24 protein-coding genes are annotated in these 22363 nt (G+C 36.4%); 8 read left to right on the plus strand and 16 right to left on the minus strand.

The genetic code is table 11. The features are described from left to right. Positions 1–3 precede the first annotated feature (3 nt). The 10 genes from rimM to ispH form a co-directional block, all read right to left on the minus strand. Entirely contained in the window at positions 4–552 is a 549-nt protein-coding gene (gene rimM / locus EXE29_RS02755; RefSeq protein ID WP_106983964.1) for a ribosome maturation factor RimM, read from the minus strand. An 18-nt stretch (positions 553–570) separates the two neighbouring features. Then, the gene (rpsP, locus tag EXE29_RS02760) at positions 571–828 is read right to left on the minus strand and encodes a 30S ribosomal protein S16 (protein ID WP_005013161.1); all 258 of its coding nucleotides are present in this window, start codon (positions 826–828) and stop codon (positions 571–573) included. Between the two features lie 150 nt (positions 829–978). Next, positions 979–1452: a type IV pilin protein gene (locus tag EXE29_RS02765; protein WP_106984100.1), complete on the minus strand. Its 474-nt coding sequence runs from the start codon at positions 1450–1452 to the stop codon at positions 979–981. Next, positions 1437–1913: a type IV pilin protein gene (locus tag EXE29_RS02770; protein ID WP_106983963.1), complete on the minus strand. Its 477-nt coding sequence runs from the start codon at positions 1911–1913 to the stop codon at positions 1437–1439. The genes EXE29_RS02765 and EXE29_RS02770 overlap by 16 nt, the downstream gene beginning before the upstream one ends. A gap of 12 nt (positions 1914–1925) precedes the next feature. Beyond that, a complete protein-coding gene (locus EXE29_RS02775) occupies positions 1926–5528 on the minus strand; it encodes a pilus assembly protein (RefSeq protein WP_165382476.1) in 3603 nt (1200 codons plus the stop codon). Between the two features lie 13 nt (positions 5529–5541). After that, entirely contained in the window at positions 5542–6396 is an 855-nt protein-coding gene (locus EXE29_RS02780) for a pilus assembly PilX family protein (protein ID WP_120363918.1), read from the minus strand. Beyond that, complete coding sequence (locus EXE29_RS02785) at positions 6393–7337, minus strand: PilW family protein (protein WP_117006872.1); 945 nt, start codon at positions 7335–7337, stop codon at positions 6393–6395. The genes EXE29_RS02780 and EXE29_RS02785 overlap by 4 nt, the downstream gene beginning before the upstream one ends. Next, positions 7338–7853: a type IV pilus modification protein PilV gene (pilV, locus tag EXE29_RS02790; RefSeq protein ID WP_117006873.1), complete on the minus strand. Its 516-nt coding sequence runs from the start codon at positions 7851–7853 to the stop codon at positions 7338–7340. Further along, positions 7850–8296, minus strand: a complete 447-nt coding sequence (locus EXE29_RS02795; protein WP_120363917.1) for a pilus assembly FimT family protein — start codon at positions 8294–8296, stop codon at positions 7850–7852. Before EXE29_RS02795 ends, pilV begins: the two co-directional genes overlap by 4 nt. A 166-nt stretch (positions 8297–8462) precedes the next feature. Then, positions 8463–9413, minus strand: a complete 951-nt coding sequence (ispH, locus tag EXE29_RS02800) for a 4-hydroxy-3-methylbut-2-enyl diphosphate reductase (RefSeq protein WP_117006875.1) — start codon at positions 9411–9413, stop codon at positions 8463–8465. 134 nt (positions 9414–9547) lie between these two features. Here ispH and gmk point away from each other — a divergent pair, with 134 nt between their 5' ends. The 6 genes from gmk to bfr all read left to right on the plus strand — a co-directional run bounded on the left by gmk (position 9548) and on the right by bfr (position 14354). Next, complete coding sequence (gene gmk / locus EXE29_RS02805; protein WP_106983957.1) at positions 9548–10171, plus strand: guanylate kinase; 624 nt, start codon at positions 9548–9550, stop codon at positions 10169–10171. Positions 10172–10247: 76 nt separating this feature from the next. After that, a complete protein-coding gene (gene rpoZ / locus EXE29_RS02810; protein WP_120363916.1) occupies positions 10248–10529 on the plus strand; it encodes a DNA-directed RNA polymerase subunit omega in 282 nt (93 codons plus the stop codon). 218 nt (positions 10530–10747) lie between these two features. Further along, positions 10748–12853 (plus strand): RelA/SpoT family protein, encoded by a 2106-nt coding sequence (locus EXE29_RS02815; RefSeq protein ID WP_120363915.1) that lies wholly within the window; start codon positions 10748–10750, stop codon positions 12851–12853. Between the two features lie 77 nt (positions 12854–12930). Continuing rightward, a complete protein-coding gene (gene ridA, locus EXE29_RS02820; protein WP_106983954.1) occupies positions 12931–13314 on the plus strand; it encodes a deaminase RidA in 384 nt (127 codons plus the stop codon). 155 nt (positions 13315–13469) lie between these two features. Next, on the plus strand, positions 13470–13664 hold the full coding sequence (locus tag EXE29_RS02825) for a bacterioferritin-associated ferredoxin (protein WP_117006877.1): 195 nt from the start codon (positions 13470–13472) through the stop codon (positions 13662–13664). A gap of 225 nt (positions 13665–13889) precedes the next feature. Continuing rightward, the gene (bfr, locus tag EXE29_RS02830; protein ID WP_106983952.1) at positions 13890–14354 is read left to right on the plus strand and encodes a heteropolymeric bacterioferritin subunit Bfr; all 465 of its coding nucleotides are present in this window, start codon (positions 13890–13892) and stop codon (positions 14352–14354) included. 31 nt (positions 14355–14385) lie between these two features. Here the strand turns inward: bfr and EXE29_RS02835 are convergent, their stop codons facing one another. Then, complete coding sequence (locus EXE29_RS02835; RefSeq protein ID WP_178961702.1) at positions 14386–14841, minus strand: pilin; 456 nt, start codon at positions 14839–14841, stop codon at positions 14386–14388. A 188-nt stretch (positions 14842–15029) separates the two neighbouring features. On the opposite strand from EXE29_RS02835, the gene EXE29_RS02840 reads away from it, so the two are divergent. Further along, complete coding sequence (locus EXE29_RS02840) at positions 15030–16181, plus strand: glycosyltransferase family 4 protein (RefSeq protein WP_120363914.1); 1152 nt, start codon at positions 15030–15032, stop codon at positions 16179–16181. Here EXE29_RS02840 and EXE29_RS02845 read toward each other — a convergent pair. Beyond that, a complete protein-coding gene (locus tag EXE29_RS02845; RefSeq protein WP_227865844.1) occupies positions 16150–17217 on the minus strand; it encodes a glycosyltransferase family 4 protein in 1068 nt (355 codons plus the stop codon). The two genes, EXE29_RS02840 and EXE29_RS02845, sit on opposite strands and share 32 nt — an antisense overlap. A 108-nt stretch (positions 17218–17325) precedes the next feature. Between EXE29_RS02845 and EXE29_RS17860 the strand changes: the two genes are divergently transcribed. Further along, entirely contained in the window at positions 17326–18339 is a 1014-nt protein-coding gene (locus EXE29_RS17860) for an acyltransferase family protein (RefSeq protein WP_165382477.1), read from the plus strand. A gap of 4 nt (positions 18340–18343) precedes the next feature. On the opposite strand, the gene glf is transcribed toward EXE29_RS17860, so the two are convergent. The 4 genes from glf to EXE29_RS02870 are packed head-to-tail and all read right to left on the minus strand — an operon-like array spanning position 18344 to position 22362. Further along, positions 18344–19444 (minus strand): UDP-galactopyranose mutase, encoded by a 1101-nt coding sequence (gene glf / locus EXE29_RS02855; RefSeq protein ID WP_252383543.1) that lies wholly within the window; start codon positions 19442–19444, stop codon positions 18344–18346. A 6-nt stretch (positions 19445–19450) separates the two neighbouring features. Continuing rightward, complete coding sequence (locus tag EXE29_RS02860) at positions 19451–20362, minus strand: glycosyltransferase (RefSeq protein WP_120363911.1); 912 nt, start codon at positions 20360–20362, stop codon at positions 19451–19453. Position 20363: 1 nt separating this feature from the next. Beyond that, entirely contained in the window at positions 20364–21110 is a 747-nt protein-coding gene (locus EXE29_RS02865; RefSeq protein WP_120363910.1) for a glycosyltransferase, read from the minus strand. A 10-nt stretch (positions 21111–21120) separates the two neighbouring features. Next, on the minus strand, positions 21121–22362 hold the full coding sequence (locus tag EXE29_RS02870; RefSeq protein WP_120363909.1) for a glycosyltransferase family 4 protein: 1242 nt from the start codon (positions 22360–22362) through the stop codon (positions 21121–21123). Position 22363: the final 1 nt, after the last annotated feature.

Raw genomic sequence — 22363 nt, forward strand, 5'->3', positions numbered from 1 at the left:
GGATTAATAATCTACGCCCCAATTCACGTAGATACGACCAGCTTCGAGATCAACTCGCTGTACCACATCTTTATGCCATGGAATCATACGCTCTTCGCTATCGATACTGTCAGCAGTAGCGCGAACTACCATCACGTCGTTAGCACCTGTTTCAAACAATTCGTGGATTTGACCAAGATTCACTTCTTGCTCTTCTTCATTTAGACCTAACACTGTTAAGCCTTTTAAATCAGACCAATAATACTCGTCCACGCCTGCTTGAGGCAGTTGCGATTTAGAAATCCAAACATTTGCGCCGACCAAGTTGTCTGCTGCAGTGCGGTCCAAGACCCCTTTCAGCGCAACAACTAAGCCTTTGCCATGTGGTTTCCAGCGTTTTACATCTGCTGTTTGCCAACCCGCTTTGGTTTCAATGTACCAAGGCAGGTAGTCAAAGATGTTGCTCATAGGTTCTGTATTGGAATAGACCCAGAGCCACCCATTTAATCCATAAGCTGAACGTAGCTGTCCAATCTGAATACGATCTTCTGGAACATTCTGTGTTGGTGTCATGGGCAAGCTACTACCGTATTAAACAGCAGCTGCAGCTTTTTTAGCTTGAGCAGCTAAAGAAGCAACACGGTCAGACGGTTGAGCGCCTTGAGATACCCAATGAGCAAAACGGTCAGCATCTAAACGAAGTTTTTCTGCTTTACCTTGAGCTGTAGGGTTGAAGAAACCGATACGTTCGATGAAACGACCGTCACGTGCATTACGGCTATCAGTCACAATGATTTGATAGAACGGACGTTTTTTAGCACCACCGCGTGCAAGACGAATAACTACCATGATACAACCTTATAGTTTTTACGGATTATCCCTGTACCGACCATCGATACACTTCAAACCCCTTTCATAGAGGGCGATATTTTACGCTAAAATCATATAAAGGGAAAGGTTAATATTCACTTATCCACAGTTTTGAATTTGGTTCAATTGTTATGGTGATTGTTTCGTCCAACTCGTTGAGGAGTTAGGATCACACCACATTACATCAGAACTGCTCCAACACCGCATATCAGCTTGGTTTAAACCTAAATAACCATTTCCCAATTGACCACCTACAGGTCGAGCAGACAATCTCCATGTATTGGCTGTCACTGCATTTAAAGTGATGATATAAGTTGCTTGTTGATTTGGTGCAAAGCTGTATTCACCACTTGCATTTACGGTATACCCCAGATTGGCAAGGGTTACCGCCGTACCATTCGGTGTAAAAGAGTAATTTGCCATTTTAAATCGTTGCAATTGCCCCGCAATATTAACCAATTCAGTTTGGACTTCAACACGCTTCGTTTTTTGCCCTGCATTTTTATATGACGGATAAGCAATGGCCGCAATAATCCCTAAAATTGCAATCACAACGATTAATTCAACAAGTGTTAAACCTTTCTGCTTCAAGGCAACTTCCATGTCTCTTCCCCCGTACCACACGCAGTGAATGTTACATTCGCATACGTTTTATTTTTACAACTTGCACCACTACTATTGATTAAATAACTATATAGCTTACCGTCTGTAGCCAATGCTCGAATAACCCAATTCCGCCCTAGTGGTGGAGTGGTTGCATTCAATTTTTTCGTTGGATCATCACCATCCATTACTTCTATTTTGTATTTAGCCGTAGTTGCTGTTGCACCATAAGGCAAATACAACGGATCAGGAGAGAGTACATAGCCTAAATAATTAAACTGCCTTGATTTTTGATGCTCTAAATCTTTGACAATTTTTTGAATTTCCTGCTGCACATTACTTTCTTGCGACTTGCGCACAAAAACTTGATAACTTGGCAATGCAATTGCAGCGACGATTCCAACAATCATCACTACAATCATCATTTCCAGAAGTGTAAAACCTTTCCAATGTCTCATCATTTACACTTCATCCTAGTTCTTTTCATACCAACTTTGTGGGATTAGCTGATTACTTGCTCTGTAGATTGTACCTGTAATTTTATTACTTGATGGTAAAACGCCTAAAGATGCGATAACGCGGCGAGATGTTGGATCAGAACCTGGTCCCATTGTAATACCTAATAGTCCTTTACCTAATTCCAAGGTATTACCAGTCACATTATCTGTATTTTGACATTGACCATACGGCATACAGAAACGGTGCGCACGACTCGTACCATAAATACCAGCCCCACAACTTGCCGTTGAATCAGTGCCCTCTGCATTAAATGTACTTACATATAAATCATTATCAATTGCAATTAAATCACCTTGAACTTTTTCAATTGCTTTACGCCCTGTACTTGAGGTAAACGCGTAATACCAGCCTTTGTAGTTCGAAGTCTCTTTATTAGCAGCCAAATTTGCAGGGGCAGTCTGTCCTGATGTAATTGCATTTAATTCACGATTACTATCGGTAATCGCAAAAAGATTAGTTCGCGTAGGACTTGTTCCCAGTGTTGCTGTAGCAGGGGTCTTTGTCGTAACTACAGTGTCATAAATATTATATATAGCATCATCTGTTAAAGTCGTATTTAATGCTGTTGTTTCACCGTTTACAATATAAGTACCGTTCACTTGCTTACCTAATAGTGGCGTACTTCTATTCCCTGAACCAATACTGATTACAGCAAATAGACCGCCAGTTCCTTGATACACTGTAAATGCAGGCATTTCATAGAAGCGTGGGCTTACACCACCATCTACATGACCATTATAGATTCGTGTGATTTGAGATGCATAATTAGCTACAGTATCTGTAGCACCATGTGTGCTCTTTAAATCTACACGGAAAACCTGACCACCTAAATCGCCAAAATAAAGATGATCTACATCGCCATCACCATCGCGGTCAACCCCTTTAATTTGACTTACGACACTGTATTTTAGGTAATCACCATCTCCAATGAGTGTTGTTCCTGCTGTTGCAGGTGTTTTTACAGCATCATAAGTCGACCATAAAAACTCACCTGTGTTGGCATCAAACATATAAACGCCAGCACCCATGCCGTTTGTCTGATTATAGTTAAAGGTTTCATAACCAGGATCATATCCACCACCAACAAACATCACTAAACGGCGTTTGCCTTTCCATTGCACATTAGCAATGGTCGGTTTTGACCAGCTTTGCCCCATTTTTGCTAAGTTTGCATAACGTGCCGTTTCAGCTGTACTTGATGGAGTTGCGAAACCATCGACACTACTATTCACTGGGTTAATGCGGAACTTAACAGTAGGTGAGTCCATATTGGTCAAATCTAACGCATAATAACTCCGCCCCCCCATCCGCAGTCCGCCATACACCCATTGTTTACCAAACTTTGTAGCAGAGTCGTAAACCTTAAACGTTTCATCTGCCGTGTTATATACATATTCAGTATGAGCTGTCCAAGCACCATCAACACCATAGTACAAATGATTCATACCATTTGAACTAGTATTAGTTGCATCTACCGTTTGCGGTGGATCTAAAAATGCTTTTCCTTGGGTTGCCAGCATTTCTTGCGGCACAAATGCAAAGACTTCCTGCCCTGCTGTGTTTCCAACAGTCGTTATCTCATCTGATTTCCCAGCTTTTACAACATGCAACACGCCCTGCGTTGTACCAAATAAGAGATAGTCATCCCTATTGGTTGTATCCATATATGCATCTCGTGCGGCCACAGCAGCAGTTGTTGCTGTTGCTGCTTGAGCAGCTTGGGCTGCCACATAAGAAACTTTACCTGCTTGAGTAAGTAATACAGGCGTTGAATGCATTACAGCGCCAATTTGACGTAGTTCACTGGTTGTTTGAGGCAGTTGACTTAGATCAAAGTTAGAAGTTAACCCTTGTACTTGAGCAGCCGTAATGTCATAACCAAGCAAACCTAAGTAATAGCCACGGTTAGTTGGATCGGCTTTAATATAGTCTTCATTAACAGCAGTTAATGTTGTGCCATTACTGGTAAATACTTTACGGTTTAAGCTTGAACCCGTTTTTTGAAGATTTAAACGACTTAGCAGGCCACCTAATGCTTTTAAGCTTTGCTGATTAGCCGTCAACGTCGTATTTGTAGCATAATTTGGCGTCCATAAATCTTCATTAGCCGTATTTAAAACACTAGCACTGCTAAATAAAGCGGTATTATTTTTATCTTTTAAGATACCACCAGAAACATTATATTTTTTTAGATTACCCGTCCAAGCACGAAAGTCTTCAGAAGGTTTTGGTTGAAATTGTGGGAAATATGCATAAGGCTGAATAACTGAGGTATTCAAAACATCTTGCGGAATAGCAGATGTACCTGTAGTAATCGCTGGGATTGGAATTTTAATAGAATTTACAAAGTTGGTCACACTATTAACAATATCATTGGTATTAGATGCACTATACCAACCGCCTTTACCAGCAACAGCAGCTTTTGCTGCAGCAAGTGTATTTCCTGAGAAAGATTGACTTAATGTATCATCAGTATAAGTTGTCGTTGGATTATAAATTACACTCTGACCATTTGAATTTGAAAAGTTAAAAGCTGTACCAAAACCTACAACTGCTGTTTTAATCTCTACATTGCTATTATTTTTTTTCTGTTGAGAGTTTGCAGCCATAGATTGCACACATGACCACGAATCTGAATCTCCGCCCGTACACTGCGTATCAGTTAAAGCAAACGTATTACGCACTTTCGCATTGTATGTAGTTTTAGCTGATGATGGGTTATCTCCGGACGGATCACCATCCGTTAGATAATACACACCGTACCCAGCACAAGCAGTTTCAGTATTAGGGCTTGATATATGATCAAATAATCCTGATATACCTGTAGCATATGCACGCGCAATAGGCGTACCACCTGTAGCACTCCAAGTTTTTATTTCATTCAATAATGCCCCTCTATTTTCAGAATTCAACACCAGTGGGTTTGACTTAATTTCAGGAGTAGAATTTCGAAATGTTGTAAGACCAATTGATGATGTTGGCGGTAAAGGAGTATTTTCTGTAGCAAGTTTCCCACCATCGACAGAAGAATTTCCAGCAATTAAATCAAATAAGCTCCGCTTTAACATTGTTACACGGTCAGGGCAACTATAGGCTTGCTGAAGCTGTGAAACCCAAACTTTCTTCAACTCCCATCCAACCCATTTCCACTCCCAACCTCCGAAATCACGACTCTCTTTCAAACAGTTCTTCGCTTCAACTTGTGAAGTAATTTGAGCTCGCCTAGTAGTACTTAATCCACCAAACGTGCTCTCATTGATATAACAATATGAACCATTAAAGTCATAATTCACTCCCCCTAAAACACTACGAACAACTAAGCTCTCACTGGTACAACTTGTATTTGTTCCAAAAAAATCTCGTTGCACCGACTTATCTATTGACTGTGACATAGATCCAGATAAATCCAGCACAAACATTAATGTCGCACCACCATTTGTCGGCGCTTTATAAATCTCAATATCACTGGCATAAGTCGTTGCTGTTTGACACAACATTGCAGTTGAGAGAGCAGTTAAACCTGTTACTAAACCTTGTTTGTATTTTTTTGTTTTCATTTTCATGTCCTCATTATTTGCTTAATGTCTGCGTCAAAGCATAATTGGCAACTTGTGTATGGGTAGGTACACCTAAATTTGATAAGCAACTTGAAACTGTGACTTTTGACAATTGTAAGTTTGCTTTTGTAGCCTCATTAATGGCTTTATCTGCTGCTGATGTTATTGGGTCATTAATCTTGCCATTAGCAGTCGCAATATCAACATCCAATTCAGCTTGCTTAGTACTTGGGATGCTATTAAAACGTGAATTAAAACATGCATTAATTTTGCTATTTAAGTCGGTAGCACTTAATGTTGAGGCACTTAAGTTTGGAAAAATCGACGTTGCATAAATTGTATACATCTGAGCAGGATCTTTTTTTGAAGACTCAGGATCAGTTCCCTTTTGCATATATTGGAAATCTACTGCATCCTTTGTATCCATGGCTTTTACAGCAATCTGCGTAATTACAGCACTACGACCCGAGGTAAAAAAACCGCTTTCAACCTTACAAAAACCACCACTACTCAAACCATCATTTTTAATAGATGTGCCATTCCAACTAATTAGACTTGAATTTGTAAGACTAAAAAAATTGGTATTACCAGATTTAAAACAAAATACTAATTCTTTACCAACATTATCTTCACCCTTGATATAACCAAACATTCCGTTTAAGGCCATATTTCTCATTAACTGGTCAGGATCTTCAATTTTAAATAATGCGGCATCTGAGTTTTGTAAAAGCAACTGTTGCGCTTGGCTCAATGTTGAAACCTTTAGTGATAAAACACTAGAGCGAATAGCCAAACTTCCAATGACAGTAATTGCAACAAGTAAAACCAAGACGATAATAAGCGTCGCACCCCGTTGATTTCTTATCATGAGCGACTCCCTAAAGCATTTCTTAACGCAACAGTTTGCATAATCGGTGTTCTAACATAACGATTCGGAAAGGTTGTTTTTTGAGTTATAGTCTGCCCAAACATTGAAAACTCTTGCGAAGTTGATACTGCTCGCTCAACGCTTGTATCTTGTGCTCTTGCAATCACACCTAACTGTACGGCAAGAATACGAGGTTTAGTTGTCGTAAGTGCATTATAATCAAGCACCGTCATATACTTCTTTCCACTTGTATCCTGTACTAGGAAGCGGACACGAAATAAATCAACACGCTTCATAATAATTTCACCACTACCATACAAACCCGCTGTATTTGAAGACTCTAACGCTGTTGCTACAGTTAGTCCTGATGAGTACCGACTTGATGCACAAGCCAATGCTGACTTTTCAGCATCTGTACCACTACCATTCGTATCAGTGCGTACAAAATAACGTTCTAAAATATAAATATTGGTACTATCAATTACTTTTCCTTCGCAATCATAACCACCTATTTCAGTAGGTCGATATTGAATGACCAATTGATCATTCACTGCATCGTCAAAACTTGCAGGAGTTGTCGTAGCATTTTTTATACGCATATTACTGGTGTTAGTACTAATATTTGCCGTTACAAATTTGCTATTAAAATTAGTATTCAAGACTAATTTATTACTAACATTCGCTGAACTAAAAACAATACCAGAGAAGTTAGAAGTATTACTCAAGCTGGCTGAAGGGCTATTTAAATTAGCTTTGCGAATATTTTTTGCAATGTAGTTCAAGCCAAAGTTCTGGTCATCTTGTAAATCTGTCGTATTTTTTTGCATCGCAACGTTACGTTGACCACTTAGAAATAGTAAAAGTGCAGCAGCAACGATAATCAGCCCAAGAACAATCGAAATCATTAACTCAACGAGTGTGAAACCGGTTTGCTTTTTCATTTAGTAAACCTCCATCATTACACACGTTGAATTTGCTCTATATGCATTTCCATTCACACAGGAATTCGCATTAGAACTACTATTTGTAGGCAAAGTACTTCCCCAAGCAACAAATAAACATTGTCGCCCTGTTGTATTAGGACAAGCAGACATCCCCAACGTCATGCCATACTGCGTCGCATATGTTGATATTTCAGCCACATCAAAATCAGCAAGTTGAGCTTCATTGCAAGCTGAAGATGCACAGTCTGGAGTCGTACTAGCACGCGATTGCGTACCTGCGAGTTCTGTTAAATAAGTGTTTGTTGTACCATCCCAAGCAGTACGATTCACTCTCACGCGCTCAGCAAGATCTCGTGCAATATTAATTGCCTGAATACGCTGAGTACCTTCTACCGTTGCTTCCATTGCCCGGACCTGCAACATCACATAACCCAATACACCAATAGCTAAAATAATGAGCGCCACCAAAACTTCAACCATACCAACACCCTTTTGTGATGATCTTGCGCTCATGGACAACTCCCATCTTCAATTTTTTCAATTTGACCAAATTTAGTTAAGGTTATTTTTTTAGAACTTGTCGGATTAGTCGTTGAAGCACCTGAAGTTTTACATAATTCAACAACTGAAAATGTACTCACAAGTACGCCATTTCCATCAAATTTAAGCTCATCATTCGCTGGAGTCTTTAAAGCAACCTTACCTTCTTGCATCCAATTTAAAGTCGTCGGTGCATTATTGGCAGAAGACGCTAACTTTAAAGTAATTTGTCTTTTCTCCAAAATTGCTTTAGTTCTTGCTGCTTTAATCTCTTGAGTCAATGTATTTGTACTTTTCTTTAAATTTTGATTTAAGCTTATGGAGTTAAAAGAAGGTACTGCCATAGTTGCAATTATTGCTAATATTGCAATCGTGACCATTAGTTCTATAAGAGTAAATCCCTTACTTTTATACATGCACACTCCAAAGACTCAAAAACCAAATACCCTATTACAAATCATAGCGTGTTCACGTACAAACCAATTACAAATAGGGATAAAAGGTATAAAAAAACAGATAATTGCTAAAAAGCAATTATCTGTCAAATGTTTAAAAATATCAGAATGTTAAATAATTAACACTTTAAGCTTGTGTTACAGGAATACGTAACTCTTTCGGCAAACTAAAGGTAATGTTTTCTTCCCGACCAGCCAATTCCTGCGGCGCTTTTGCCCCCCAATCTTGTAACCGCTGAATCACTTGCTTAATTAAAATTTCAGGTGCAGATGCACCTGCTGTCACCCCAATTTTTGAGTTTTCTTCAAACCATTCTTTTTGCAATTGCTCAGCATTATCGACCAAATAAGCATGCTTACCCATACGTTCAGCTAGTTCACGCAAGCGATTCGAATTTGACGAATTTGGTGAACCTACCACCAATACCACATCACATTGTGTCGCTAAATCACGAACTGCATCTTGACGGTTCTGAGTTGCATAGCAAATATCATCTTTACGTGGACCCTGAATTTTTGGGAATTTTTCACGTAAAGCATCAATCACTTTTGCAGTATCATCAATTGATAAAGTCGTTTGCGTTACAAAAGCCACATGTGATGGATCTTTAATTTCTAAAGCACCAACATCATCTTCATCTTCCACCAAATAAATAGAACCACCTTGTTTGGTGTCATATTGTCCCATAGTCCCTTCAACTTCTGGATGCCCTTCATGACCAATTAAAATGGCTTCGACACCCTCTCGAGCATACTTGGTGACTTCAATATGCACCTTAGTCACTAAAGGACACGTTGCATCAAAGACTTTTAAACCACGGCGCTCAGCTTCCTGTTGCACCGCTTTTGAGACACCATGTGCACTAAAAATCACAATATTATCATCAGGAACTTCATCCAGCTCATCAACAAAAATGGCGCCACGCTGACGAAGATCATCCACCACAAATTTGTTATGTACCACTTCATGGCGCACATAAATGGGCGGGTTAAAGCATTCTAAAGCCCGATTGACAATCGCAATGGCACGGTCAACACCAGCACAAAAACCGCGTGGATTGGCTAAAACAATTTCCATAGAATCCTCAATGCCCATTCAATAATTTGGATATTCAACTGAAATAAATGTAAACAATAGATGTCTAACTCTTTAGTTTAAAGCGTGTCTGCTCTAAAATAGAGAAGATATTTTATCATATCAGGAAAAATATCATGTCGGGTCTCTTGTTTGTCGTTTCTGCAGCGTCAGGAACAGGCAAAACATCCCTCGTTAAAGCCCTACTCGAACGTGTAAACAACTTACATGTTTCTGTGTCTCATACCACTCGTGGCCAACGCCCTGGTGAACTCGATGGTGTTCACTATCATTTCTCAAACAAAGATGATTTCTTGGCTTTAGTTGCGAAAGGTGGCTTTATTGAATATGCAGAAGTATTCGGCAACTATTACGGGACTGCACAACAAACTGTAAAAGAACAACTTGAGAAAGGTCATGACGTCTTGCTCGAAATTGACTGGCAAGGTGCAGAGCAAGTTCGTAAGCTTTTTCCTGAATCAAAACAAATTTTCATTTTACCACCAAGCCAGTTTGACTTACGTCAACGCTTATCTAACCGCGGTACAGATTCTGTAGAAGTCATTGAGCATCGCTTAAGTTGCGCAGTCGAAGACATGCAACAATATACAAACTTTGACTATGTCATTATTAATGATGACTTTAACAAAGCCCTGCATGATCTAGAAGCTGTCATTATTGCGAACCGTTTGGTGCTGAATCAACAAGCCAATCGACACCAAGAGTTGATTCAAAAGCTAATTACTCCGACTTCGTTGTGATTAAAACTTGAGTCTATAGCCAAAGACTCTTATACTGCACAGTCTGTTAAAATTTATTATTCAAACGAGATTTCTTATGGCACGCGTAACCGTTGAAGATTGTTTAGACCATGTAGACAACCGCTTTGAGCTTGTACTAGTGGCAAGCAAACGCGCGCGTCAATTAGCACGTCAAGGCATTGAACCAACTGTTGAATGGGACAATGATAAGCCGACTGTTGTTGCACTTCGTGAAATTGCTGAAGGCCATGTATCTAAAGAGATTCTAAAGCAACGCGATCAAGACTACCAAACTTCAAGCCTTGATCTTGCACTTTCAGCAAACAATCTTAACTTGGATGGTTTTTCTTTCCAATAATTATAGATTGATGTAAAAAAGCCTAGTTTTTAACTAGGCTTTTTTATGTTCATGCTTTTATATTTGACCAATAACAGTTATAAATAAACAGATAGAAATGCTATGCAGATGTTAGTTTTTTCATTTTTTTGAATGAATAAATTGACAAGTCATGCAATATGCATTTCATTAGAGGATTAACCGTTTCATTTGTAAAATTTAGTAGTAAAAGGTGTTTTATGCCAGGCCCAGAGGTCAGTCAAGCCAAGCAACAGCTGAAAATCATTATCGACGCTTATCTACCAGAAAGTGATGTCGAACGTGTGCTTGAAGCTTGCGACTATGCCGACATCGCGCATGATGGCATTACACGTAAAAGCGGTGAACCCTATATTCTGCATCCTATCGCGGTCAGTTGTATTTTGGCCCACATGCGCATGGACTCAGAAACACTGATGGCTGCGCTTTTGCATGACGTTATTGAAGACACAGATTTTAGCAAAGAAGATATTAGCGAAAAATTTAGCAAAACCGTTGCAGAGCTGGTGGATGGCGTAACCAAGCTGAGCCAATCCAGTGATAAAGAATACAATAAAGCCGCGTCCTTCCGTAAAATTCTGCAAGCCACCCTACAAGATCCACGTGTCATTATTATTAAATTAGCCGACCGCTATCATAATATGACTACACTTGGCGCATTACGTCCCGATAAGCGCGCCCGTATTGCCAACGAAACTTTTGAAATTTTTGTACCCATGGCCCGCCTTGTTGGTATGAATGAAATGGCGGACAATCTTGAGCATCTGTGTTATCAAAATCTAGACCTCGATATGTATAACAATGTCCAAGTCGCTCTAGCACAGACCAAACCGAAACGTTGTGAATACCAAACCAAATGGGAAAACAACCTCAACACCCTGCTTCAAGAACACCACATCGCCGGCCGAATTAAAAAGAAAAATAACAATATTGAGCTCTTACGCCACTTCGTTAAAAATGACATCGATTTGCAAGAGCTGACTCATAGCCATGCATTTGAAATTATTCTACAAAGTATTGCAGACTGCGACCGTATTGCAGAAATCCTTCGAGATAGTTTTCAAGTACTTCATTATGCCGATCATATTCGTCGCCCACTCCCTGGTGGCAATCAATCCTTAATGATGCGCTTGAAAGGTGAAAAAACGACGCTATCGCTTACCATTCAGACTGAGTTAATGCGCAAGGCTGCCCGTTTTGGTGTGGTTTTAGGTGAAAATGCACCTCAAGCTTGTCGTTCAGCCATTCAAGCCTCTATGCAAAACCTCAACGTATTAGTTGATGGGGAATGTGCTAAAACAACTTTTAGTGAATTATTAGATTATCTTCATCAAGAAAAAATCTGGGTCTATACCCCACAAGGTCATTTACACGAATTACCTCAAGGGGCAACTGCAGTTGATTTCGCGTACTCAGCCAGCCTATTTTTAGGTAACCATGCTGTAGGTGCAAAAATTAATGGTGAAACAAAGCCATTATCAACACCACTCATGAGTGGTCAAGTCATTGAAATCATCACAGATGTACTCGCTACGCCTAACCCCGATTGGCTAAGTTTTATTAATACGCAAAAAGCACGTCGTGCACTACAAAATATTTTGCGTGATCAAGATTTAGATGAACAACGTCTGGTTGGGCAACAAGCCCTCAACCGAGCGCTCAAATTATTTAATCGCTCTGTGAACGATCTCACTACAGAAGATTGGCAAGATATTTTAAATTGGCGTCATATTGCAGATCAAAATCAGCTATTTGAACAAATTGCTGTGGGTGATTTATTACCACAATTGGTTGCTAATCATTTGTTTGCACAAGATTCAACACATAGCTCTACTGGCTCAGATCGCCTTATTCAGGGCACTGAAGGTGTAGATGTTAAATATGCACACTGTTGCAACCCTGTGCTTGGTGATCAAATTCAAGGGCATTTATCACGTCGAGGCTTGATTGTGCACCGCTCACGTTGCCACAATCTCTTACATGAGCAACACATGCATCCTGAAAACATCATGCCTTTACAATGGAATGCTGAAGAAATTGAAGATATTAGCTTTAGTGCTTTCCTTTGTATTAGTATGAGCATGACGGACGAGCAAATTTCAGAATTAATCTATCAATGCCGTAAAGAAAAAGTAGGGGTAGAATCTGTTCGTACACACGAAGGAAAGACATACGTTAATATTGTCGTGCATGACCGAAAACAAATTGCGAAAATTATTCGTGACTTACGTATGCTGTTTGGTTTCCCTCGTATTTCACGTTTATCACAGCCTATCAATTTTGCAGAAACATCGAAAGCAAGTTAATGTGCATGATCAGAGCTAAATATGCGCAACTGCATAAGAGATCTTGATTTTGCATGCCATGTTACAAGGAGAAAATGATGTCCCGCCAAGTGATCCATACTGAAAATGCACCTGCTGCAATTGGTACTTATTCACAAGCAATTTTAACTGGAAATACATTATACCTTTCAGGTCAAATTGGCTTAGATCCGTATAGCATGGAGTTGGTTGAAGGCATCGAAGCACAAGTACGTCGTGTTTTTGATAATCTAAAAGCAGTTTGTGAAGCGGCTGGTGGAACTTTAGCAGATATTGCAAAATTAAATATTTTCCTTACCGACCTCTCTCATTTTCAACTCGTTAACCAAATCATGGGCGAATATTTTGCTCAACCCTACCCTGCACGTGCAGCCCTAGGTGTCGCAGCACTACCAAAAGGTGCTTTAGTGGAAATGGATGGTGTGGTTGTTATTAATCAATAAGATACCTTCTTATAAAAAAGACCACCGATAGAGTGGTCTTTTTTTATTCAAATTCCCAATAACCATAAATTAAAAATGAAATGATTTTAATTGACAAACGATAATAATTATCAATAATATTACTTATCTTATTCATTCACTGTGGTTGTCGTCAAATGTACGTTTGTTTGTGCCGTGGTATTACAGATCAAGACATTAAAGATGCCATTGCCAATGGGGCTGAAAGTTATCGCGAAGTGCGTGACTTACTTGACCTTGGTACTTGCTGTGGTCGCTGTGCACCTGAAGCACGTGCAATCATTAGTGAAGAAGTTGCTATGATTGCCTCTAGACTCGCAATCGCGGCTTAAACCAAATAATCATAATGATAAATCAATAATCGTAAGATTATTCCTCCTCCCCCGCCATGACTCTAGGCGGGTTTGTTTTTTAGACCCTATTGTTTTTGATTGCGATTTTCATTTGCTGTTCAATAAAGTACTCGCCATCTAAGTCCATCTTGTTTAATATATTTTTTAATACAGTTTTTAGTGCCTAGGTCTATTTACTTTGGCAACTTTGATGGAGCAAATGCAATGAAAGGCAATCGTGATGTAATTAATCAGTTAAATCAGGTGCTCTACCATCATTTGACTGCAATCAACCAGTATTTCCTACATTCTCGTATGTTTAATGACTGGGGAATTGAGCAACTTGGTTCAGCTGAATATAAAGAATCGATTCGCCAAATGAAGCATGCTGACAAAATTATTGAGCGTGTTTTATTCTTAGAAGGTTTGCCAAACTTACAACACTTAGGAAAACTTTATATCGGCCAACATACAGTTGAAGTATTAAACTGCGATGTACGTAAAGTAAAAGAAAACATTGAAGCCATTCAAAAAGCTGTTGCCTTAGCAGAAGCACACATGGATTATGTAACACGTGATTTAGTCCAAGAAATTCTTGAGAAAGAAGAAGAATGGTTGGATTGGACAACAACACAATTAGATTTAGTTGAAAGTGTTGGTGTTGAAAATTATATTCAGAGTCAGATTTGATATTTTAAAGCCCGCAGTTGCGGGCTTTTTATTAAATGCCTTTACATGCTGAGGGTAAGTAGAGTTGCTTAATCTCCGTTGATGCACACTCCCAACGCGCCGAACCATTTCCTGCATAATTCATCATTGCAAAAATGAGTTTTTTACCAGCAACTCCCGCATTCATTCCAGAACTATTAAACGTAAATTCAAAAGCACAAACTGCGCTAGGATACGTTGTATTTAAGCTTATACTTTGTACATATTTAGAATTAATTAGTCCTGTTGATATAACCCCCATTTCTATCAAAGACGTTGGACAAGACCCCGTATCACCAAATACAGAAATCATCTCCCCTTTATAAGTACTTGCCATACCCAATGCTTCAGATACCTGAGAGCGTGTTGTATAATTTTGATATGCAGGAATAGCAATAGCAGCCAGAATACCAATGATGGCCACGACAATCATTAACTCTATTAATGTAAAACCTTTTTGCATTTTAATTTCCTAAATAACCAAATCATATATTGTGCCATCAAAAATCATGCCAAATATTTTTGAATAAAAATCATAAGCTTATTTTAAAAATTTTTTGATACATGTCATTTTTTGTCTAAATATAACAAACTATATCACTTTTTTACCGCCACAAATTATATACAATAGAGTCTATATTTTTTAGTTTATTCAAAATGAACACAAAAAAAATTTTAATGATTACTCGAAACCTACCACCACTCATTGGAGGTATGGAACGACTCAATTGGCATATAGCAGATGAATTGGGCCAAAAAAATGAAGTTCATTTATTAAGTCATATTGAAGCCAAAAAACAGGCACCTATCCAATGTAAATTTTATGGCGTTGCACTTAATCCCCTACCTATTTTTTTGATCTTTGCTTTTTTTAAAGCATTCTTTATTTGTTTATCACAAAAACCTGATGTCCTACTTGCAGGAAGCGGCTTAACAGGACCTATTGTAGTTTTTTGGGCCAAGGTTTTTAGAAAAAAAAGCATTATTTATCTTCATGGTCTAGATATAAGCAACAATAGCCGTGCATACCAAAAAATATGGATTCCATTTATTCGCTCAGCAGATTCAATTATCTGCAATAGTACTCCCACAAAAAAATTAGCACTAGACAAAAAAATTCAAGACTCAAAAATCTCCATTATCTATCCAGGTGTAAATTTCCCACCAAAAGAAAAAAACGAAGATATCACGAATAAATTAAAAGATAAATTTAGCCTCCATAATAAAAAAATTCTACTTTCTGTTGGGCGCCTTACCGAAAGAAAAGGACTATTAGAATTTATTCAAAACTGCTTACCGCAAATAGTCCAAGAATGTCCAGACAGCGTTCTTTTAATTATTGGCGATACAGCAAATAATGCATTAAACAATAAATTTCAAAATAAAGAAGATTTACTCGAAGCAGCAAAAAAAATAAAGGTTGATCAACATATTATTTTTACAGGAGCTGTAGATGAACAAGCTTTAACGGAATTTTACTATATGGCAAGTATACATGTATTCCCTGTAAAACATATTCCAAATGATCCCGAAGGATTTGGTATGGTTGCTATTGAGGCTGCTTCGTATGGCTTACCAACTATAGCTTTTGCAACAGGAGGAATAGTTGATGCTGTGCAAAATGAAGAATCTGGTTATTTAATTCCTAACCAAGACTATGAAAAACTTACATTACAAATAATTAATTTTTTGCAAAAAGAAAATAACCTGGCCAAAAATTGTCAATTTTTTGCATCGCAATTCGCTTGGAAAAATTTAGGCTACAAGTTTGGAAAACTTATTGATTCAAATAATGATTCATCATCTTAATCGTCTCTTGCCAATCTGGAATACGCACATTTAGTTTATACTCCACAGAAATTTGTATTAATAGAGCTTCTGCTAGTTCTTCGTAATTTCCAGCAGAATATAATAACGCCTTATGTTCACCGATTAAAGGCAACATATCACCTATAGCAGTAGAAACAATCGCTAGATCCGTTGCCAGCATTTCATATGCCTTCTGTGGAAAACAATACTGACCAAACTCATCATCAGGAATACATAGAACGCCAACATCTAAAGCTTGAAATAATGTTGGAATTTTTTCATGCGCAAGTAAACCAAGATATATTACACGGTCATCATTAGGCAATGGAGTAGCAATCTCAGTTGGTCCTGCAAGGACTAAATAAATATCCTCTCGTTTAGTACGAATAATTTCCCAAGCATTTAATAAATCATGAATACCCTTCATTTTAGTTAAGCCACCTGCTGTACCAATTAATTTAGCATCTTGCGGTAGATTCAGTTCCTGCCGAGCATATGACTGATTACCAACTTTAAATAAACTTTTATTAATCACACTTGGCATGGGTACAATGTGAGCAACACTAGGATGTTCTATTTTTATTTTATCGGCAAGGCTATAGCTTGTAGTTGTAATCAGTTGAGCAGTATCAAGCGCTTTATGAAAAAAGCGACGAAATAAAGGAATACGCGCTTGACCATATGATTCAAAATTATCATAAAGATCAGCTACAAAAGGAATATTTAATTTTTTTGCTAGCCACGCACCCATAATAATATGTGGAATATCTGAGGCAGCAATAATCATCTCTGGTTTTTCGCTTTTTAGTTTTTTTAACAACGCAAAAGGGTATTCAAATATTTTTATTTTTTTCAAATACTTATAGCTATTTGAATGCCACTTTATTTGCTTTTCATCATTACTTTCATCCCAAAATCCATCATCATGATTTTGATAACTTAAGCAATAGCAGGTGACTACATGTCCCAGTAATGAGAGCTGATTAGGGATTTCGTACAAACGAGCATATTTATCCAAAATCACATCTTTAGACATATATTGACGCTTACAAATGAAGGCTACTTTCAATTACTTCTTACTCTTCTATTGAATTTAGAACATAAAAAAAGATAATGTAGCATATTTCCCAATCAATATATGAGTATGGCAAGAAATTATACTTTCGATTTTATGCGCGGGTGCGCTGCACTTTTAGTCTGTATTGGGCATTTTTATGATTGGAACCAAAATTATAACATTATCCCGAGCTCTTTTATTTTAGCAGTTGATTTTTTTCTAGTATTAAGTGGGTTTGTCATTAGTCAATCTATCTTTTCAAAAAAAAAATTCAATCCATTTTACTTTGCAATGAATAGATGGATAAGACTATTCCCAGTTTTCATCTTATGCTATATATTGATTGCCATACCAAAAATTTTAATTTTGGAAAAATATACTCCTCCAAATATAATCGATTTAATTCAAGTTTTAATTATAGGAAAAATGCTCCCTATTAACTTAGGCACAAATTATGTAGACCCTCTAAGCATTTCCTACACTATTAGTGCTGAACTATGGGTAGGAATTATAATCTTCCCAGTGCTTTTTTTATTAAAAAATAAATTCAAATACATACTACTTTTACTTGTTATTGCATACACCTACTTTTTAATGATTCATTACTCACCCAACTACATGAATGTACATTCAATATTACTATATAATTATCTATACTTTGGAGTCATACGTTGTTTTCTAGACTACTCTCTCGGAATATTGTGTTTTTTAACCTATCAAAAATTAAAATTTAAAAAAAATAAAACTATTATTTTATTAACTTTTTTCACGTTAACCACTATAGTTCTGATCTACAAAGATATCAACTACAATAAAAATCTTGAATATTTAGCACCATTATTATTTAGTTTTTTGATATTTTTAGTTGCGCATATAGAAAATATTAAAAATCCTTACATATGCTTTACCTTTAAAAAGTTTGGTGAGTTTTCATATCCTATTTATCTAATCCACCCACTTCTCATTGGGGCATTCAATTATCTAAAAATTTCACCTAACATATATTCATCAATAGTTTTCATTACAATATGTATGATTATTTCTTTGATGATTCATAAACACTATGAAAAACCATTGATGAATTTTATGATAAAGAAATGAAAGCTTATTTCCCTAAAATTTTACCCACTGCATTTAATGCAGCACCAACAACCTGATCCATATTGTAATAACGGTATTCTGCAAGTCGTCCTACAAAAGTCACGTTTTCTTCAGCACTTGCTAACGCTTGATATTGTTTAAACAATTTTTCGTTTTCATCACGTGGAATTGGATAGTATGGATCGCCTTCTGCTGTAGGATATTCCCTGACAATGGAAGTTGATAAATGTTTTTGACCTGTTAAATGTTTAAATTCAGTAATACGAGTAAAGTCAAAATCATTTGGATAATTCACCGTACCTACACTTTGATATTGCTTAGTATGGGCTAAATGTTCATGCTCAAAGCGTAATGAACGATAAGGCAGATGACCAAATTGATAATCATAAAAAGCATCAATTGGACCTGTATACACAATGTGATCAAATAGATTTTCTTCATTCAAGACATCTTTAAACTCAGTTGAAGTTTGCACTTGAATATTTGGATGATCGAGTAAATTTTCAAACATTGCCGTATAACCACACAATGGCATAGCTTGATACTTATCTGTAAAGTAGCGATCATCAGAATTTGTGCGAGTTGGAATACGCGCAGCAACACCCGCTTTTAATTGAGAAGGATCAAGCCCCCACTGTTTTTTGGTGTAATTTAAGAAAAACTTTTCGTATAAATCACGACCAACAGAATTTAATACAACATCTTCACTACTTAAAACTCTTTCCTTTGGTTCTCGGACTTTTTCATAGAACTCACTAGCTTGCATTTCTGTCAAATCTAAATTATACAATTGATTCAAAGTGTCACGATTTATGGGAAAAGGATATTCTATTCCCTCAACTACACCACGAACACGATGTTCGTATTGATACCACTCCGTATATTTTGAAAGATAATTAAAAATTCGTTCGCTATTGGTATGAAAAATATGTGGCCCATATTGATGAATTAAAATGCCATGCTCGTCTTTTACATCAAATGCATTACCCGCAATATGATTGCGACGGTCTACCACTAAGATACTATGCCCTGCTTCGGCCAATTCACGAGCACAGACTGAGCCAGCAAAGCCTGCCCCCACAATTAAAATTTTCAAAATAGTCACCAATGATCAATACTTTGGATGTCTTCCTAACTTACCTTTTATACCATCATAAGTTGCTATACACCAAAGCTTTAGACCTTGCCAATTAAATTTTTTGTGAATGATAAAGTAATACGAATAGCGTATAAAATCTAAAGGTAGTAGTAGCGCATTACCATCTTCTATAAATGCGACAGCTCTATTTCTAAACATATAATAATTTTTAAAATCTGAATGTGCATCGCGAATAATCATTCGACCATGCAAACAAGCCACTCGCTCTGCATCATCACTAGGATGATAAAACTTTGCACTAGTAAGTGTTCCAAATTTTATATTATTTTTTAAAAATCTTTTTGTATATTCAACTTCATCACCACGAATAAAAAATTCTTTACGTGGTAAACCTACTTTTTCGACCATAGAGCGATGTATTAAAAGTCCATTAAATAAATTTGCTTCTTGTTCTATAAAGGTATCTTTAGGAATTTGATCAACACAACCACGAATTTGCTTCTTATTGAACCACATAGGAAAAGCAAGTTGACTGTGATCATTTATATTAATCTGTTGTGGAGATATAGCATCTAACTCATTCTGAAGCAAAAAATCATATAGTTTTCCTAAGCACTTTTCATCTGGATAACCATCATCATCCATCATCCATATATATTCGGCACCTTGATCTAAAGCATATTTAATCCCTTCATAAAAACCACCTGCCCCCCCAATATTATTTTTCAATCCTATCCATTGGATATTATTCTGAGTAAAATCTATCTGACTGGAAATATATTCATAACTATTATCGTTAGATGCATTATCAACAACAATAATCTCAAAATCAATAAATGACTGCAAAAACAAAGACTTTAAACAATTTAATAAGAGCTTCTTCCTATTGTATGTAACAAGCACAATTACTAATTTATAAACCATATTATTCCTTAGTATATGTTAAAGAATCTAGTAAAATTCTCTTAAGAACTCTCCAGAAAAAAAGAATGGTCTGTATATACTTATTAAAACCTAAATCCAACATTACTCTATAATTTTCAGTTAAAGTTCCAATTTTATCCCTCGAGCTTACACCTATATCGTTAAAAAACCCTACAATAATTTCTATATTTTTTATATTACATTTCTGAGCAGCTTTAGCAATAAAAAAAAAGTCTGCCGCAATAGGGTATTTTTTTGAATAATAGCCATACTCATCATGGATTGATTTTCTAATAACCACACCTACAGAATGGTTAGAGATATAACTAAAAATTCCACTAATACAAACTGCTCCCTTATTAGGCATTAAAATTTTATTTACACTTTGAACATTGGCAGTTAATATATCAATATTATTTGATATATTTAAAGTATAATACTTTATAGCATCTTCATACAAAATATCATCAGAACCCACAACTAAATAAAACTCACCAGAGCATATTTTAATACCCTTATTAAGGGCATCATAAATACCAAAATCTGGCTCTGAAATAATTTTAATATTTAAATCATCAATATTTCTTAAAATTTCCACCGTTTTATCAGTTGATGCACCATCTACAATGATCCACTCAAAATCACTATAAGATTGATTCTGAAGACTAACAATTAACTTTTTAATTTCATTTTCAGAGTTAAATGTTGCAGTAATAACACTAATTTTATACTTAAAATCACCAAACATGAGAAAAATCCTAAAAATTTGTATTAGGATTTATTATTGACATATATAACGCAATATAATCCTTAACCACAACACTTTCACAAAAATAGCTCTTAATGTAATTAACACATTTTTTAGATATAGCATTATTTTTATTATTTTGAATAACCCAGTCTATACCATCACTAAAATCAGAACAATCATACGGCATTGATAAATAACCCGTATCTTTATGAAGAATTAGATCAGAATTCCCGCCAACATTAAAAGACACAACGGGAGTACCACAAGCCATTGATTCCATAATTACATTAGATAAATTCTCTTGCAAGCTTGGCACAAGAAAAACATCCGCAGCATTATATAATAAATTCAAACTATAATCATCATATAAATTACCTAAATAATGAGTTTTAAAATTAAAATCATTATTATTTTTACTACTACCAAAAACAACCAACTCAACATTGGATTTAACATTTTTTAAAGATTTTAAAATATGATGATATCCCTTATTTTTATCAGATAAAGGGTTAATAGCACCAAACATAACCAAGGTGGCATTCTTCGGTAAATTAAGAAGCTCTCTAGCAACAGATTTATCAAATGGCTTATATTTATTAATATCTATTAAATTTGGTAAATTAACAATATCCTTATTTCCTAATAATTTACTTTCTTTTGCAGATTTCATCATCCATCTACTCAAGCCAATAATAGTTAGATTTGATAATTTATTATAAATTTTTACTTTTCTCATAAAAACATTATAGCTAATATCTTTATCATTTAATGAATTTAATTGAGGACAAGACTTACAACAGTCCAGATATTTATTGCAATCCCATTTAATATGACAACCACCTGTAAAAGCCCAATTATCATGTAAGCTCCAAACAATTGGCTTATTAATTTTAGAAATATCTTCAACCGAAATAAAACTACCACAGATCCAATGTAAATGAATAATATCTGCATCTATATTATTTATTTTATCAACAACATTTCCAAAAGAAGATGTAGCTGGGCTAAAAAGAACCTTTTTTTCACTATATAAGCGCAAATAAAAATCATCACTTAAATGGCGTAAAAATGTAAATATTTTATCAACTTTAGTATTGTTTATTGAAATAATTGTTGGGTCATCCGTTGTTTTATTTTGCACTAACATTTGACTATCTATTCCATTTTTCAATAATGCATAGTGTAAACGATTAGCAGCCCTGGCAGCACCGCCAAAAAAGTCGTAAGTATTTACATGTAGTATCTTCATG

It is taken from the genome of Acinetobacter sp. WCHAc060006, assembly GCF_004209135.1.
In the GTDB taxonomy this organism is placed as follows: Bacteria; Pseudomonadota; Gammaproteobacteria; order Pseudomonadales; family Moraxellaceae; genus Acinetobacter; species Acinetobacter cumulans.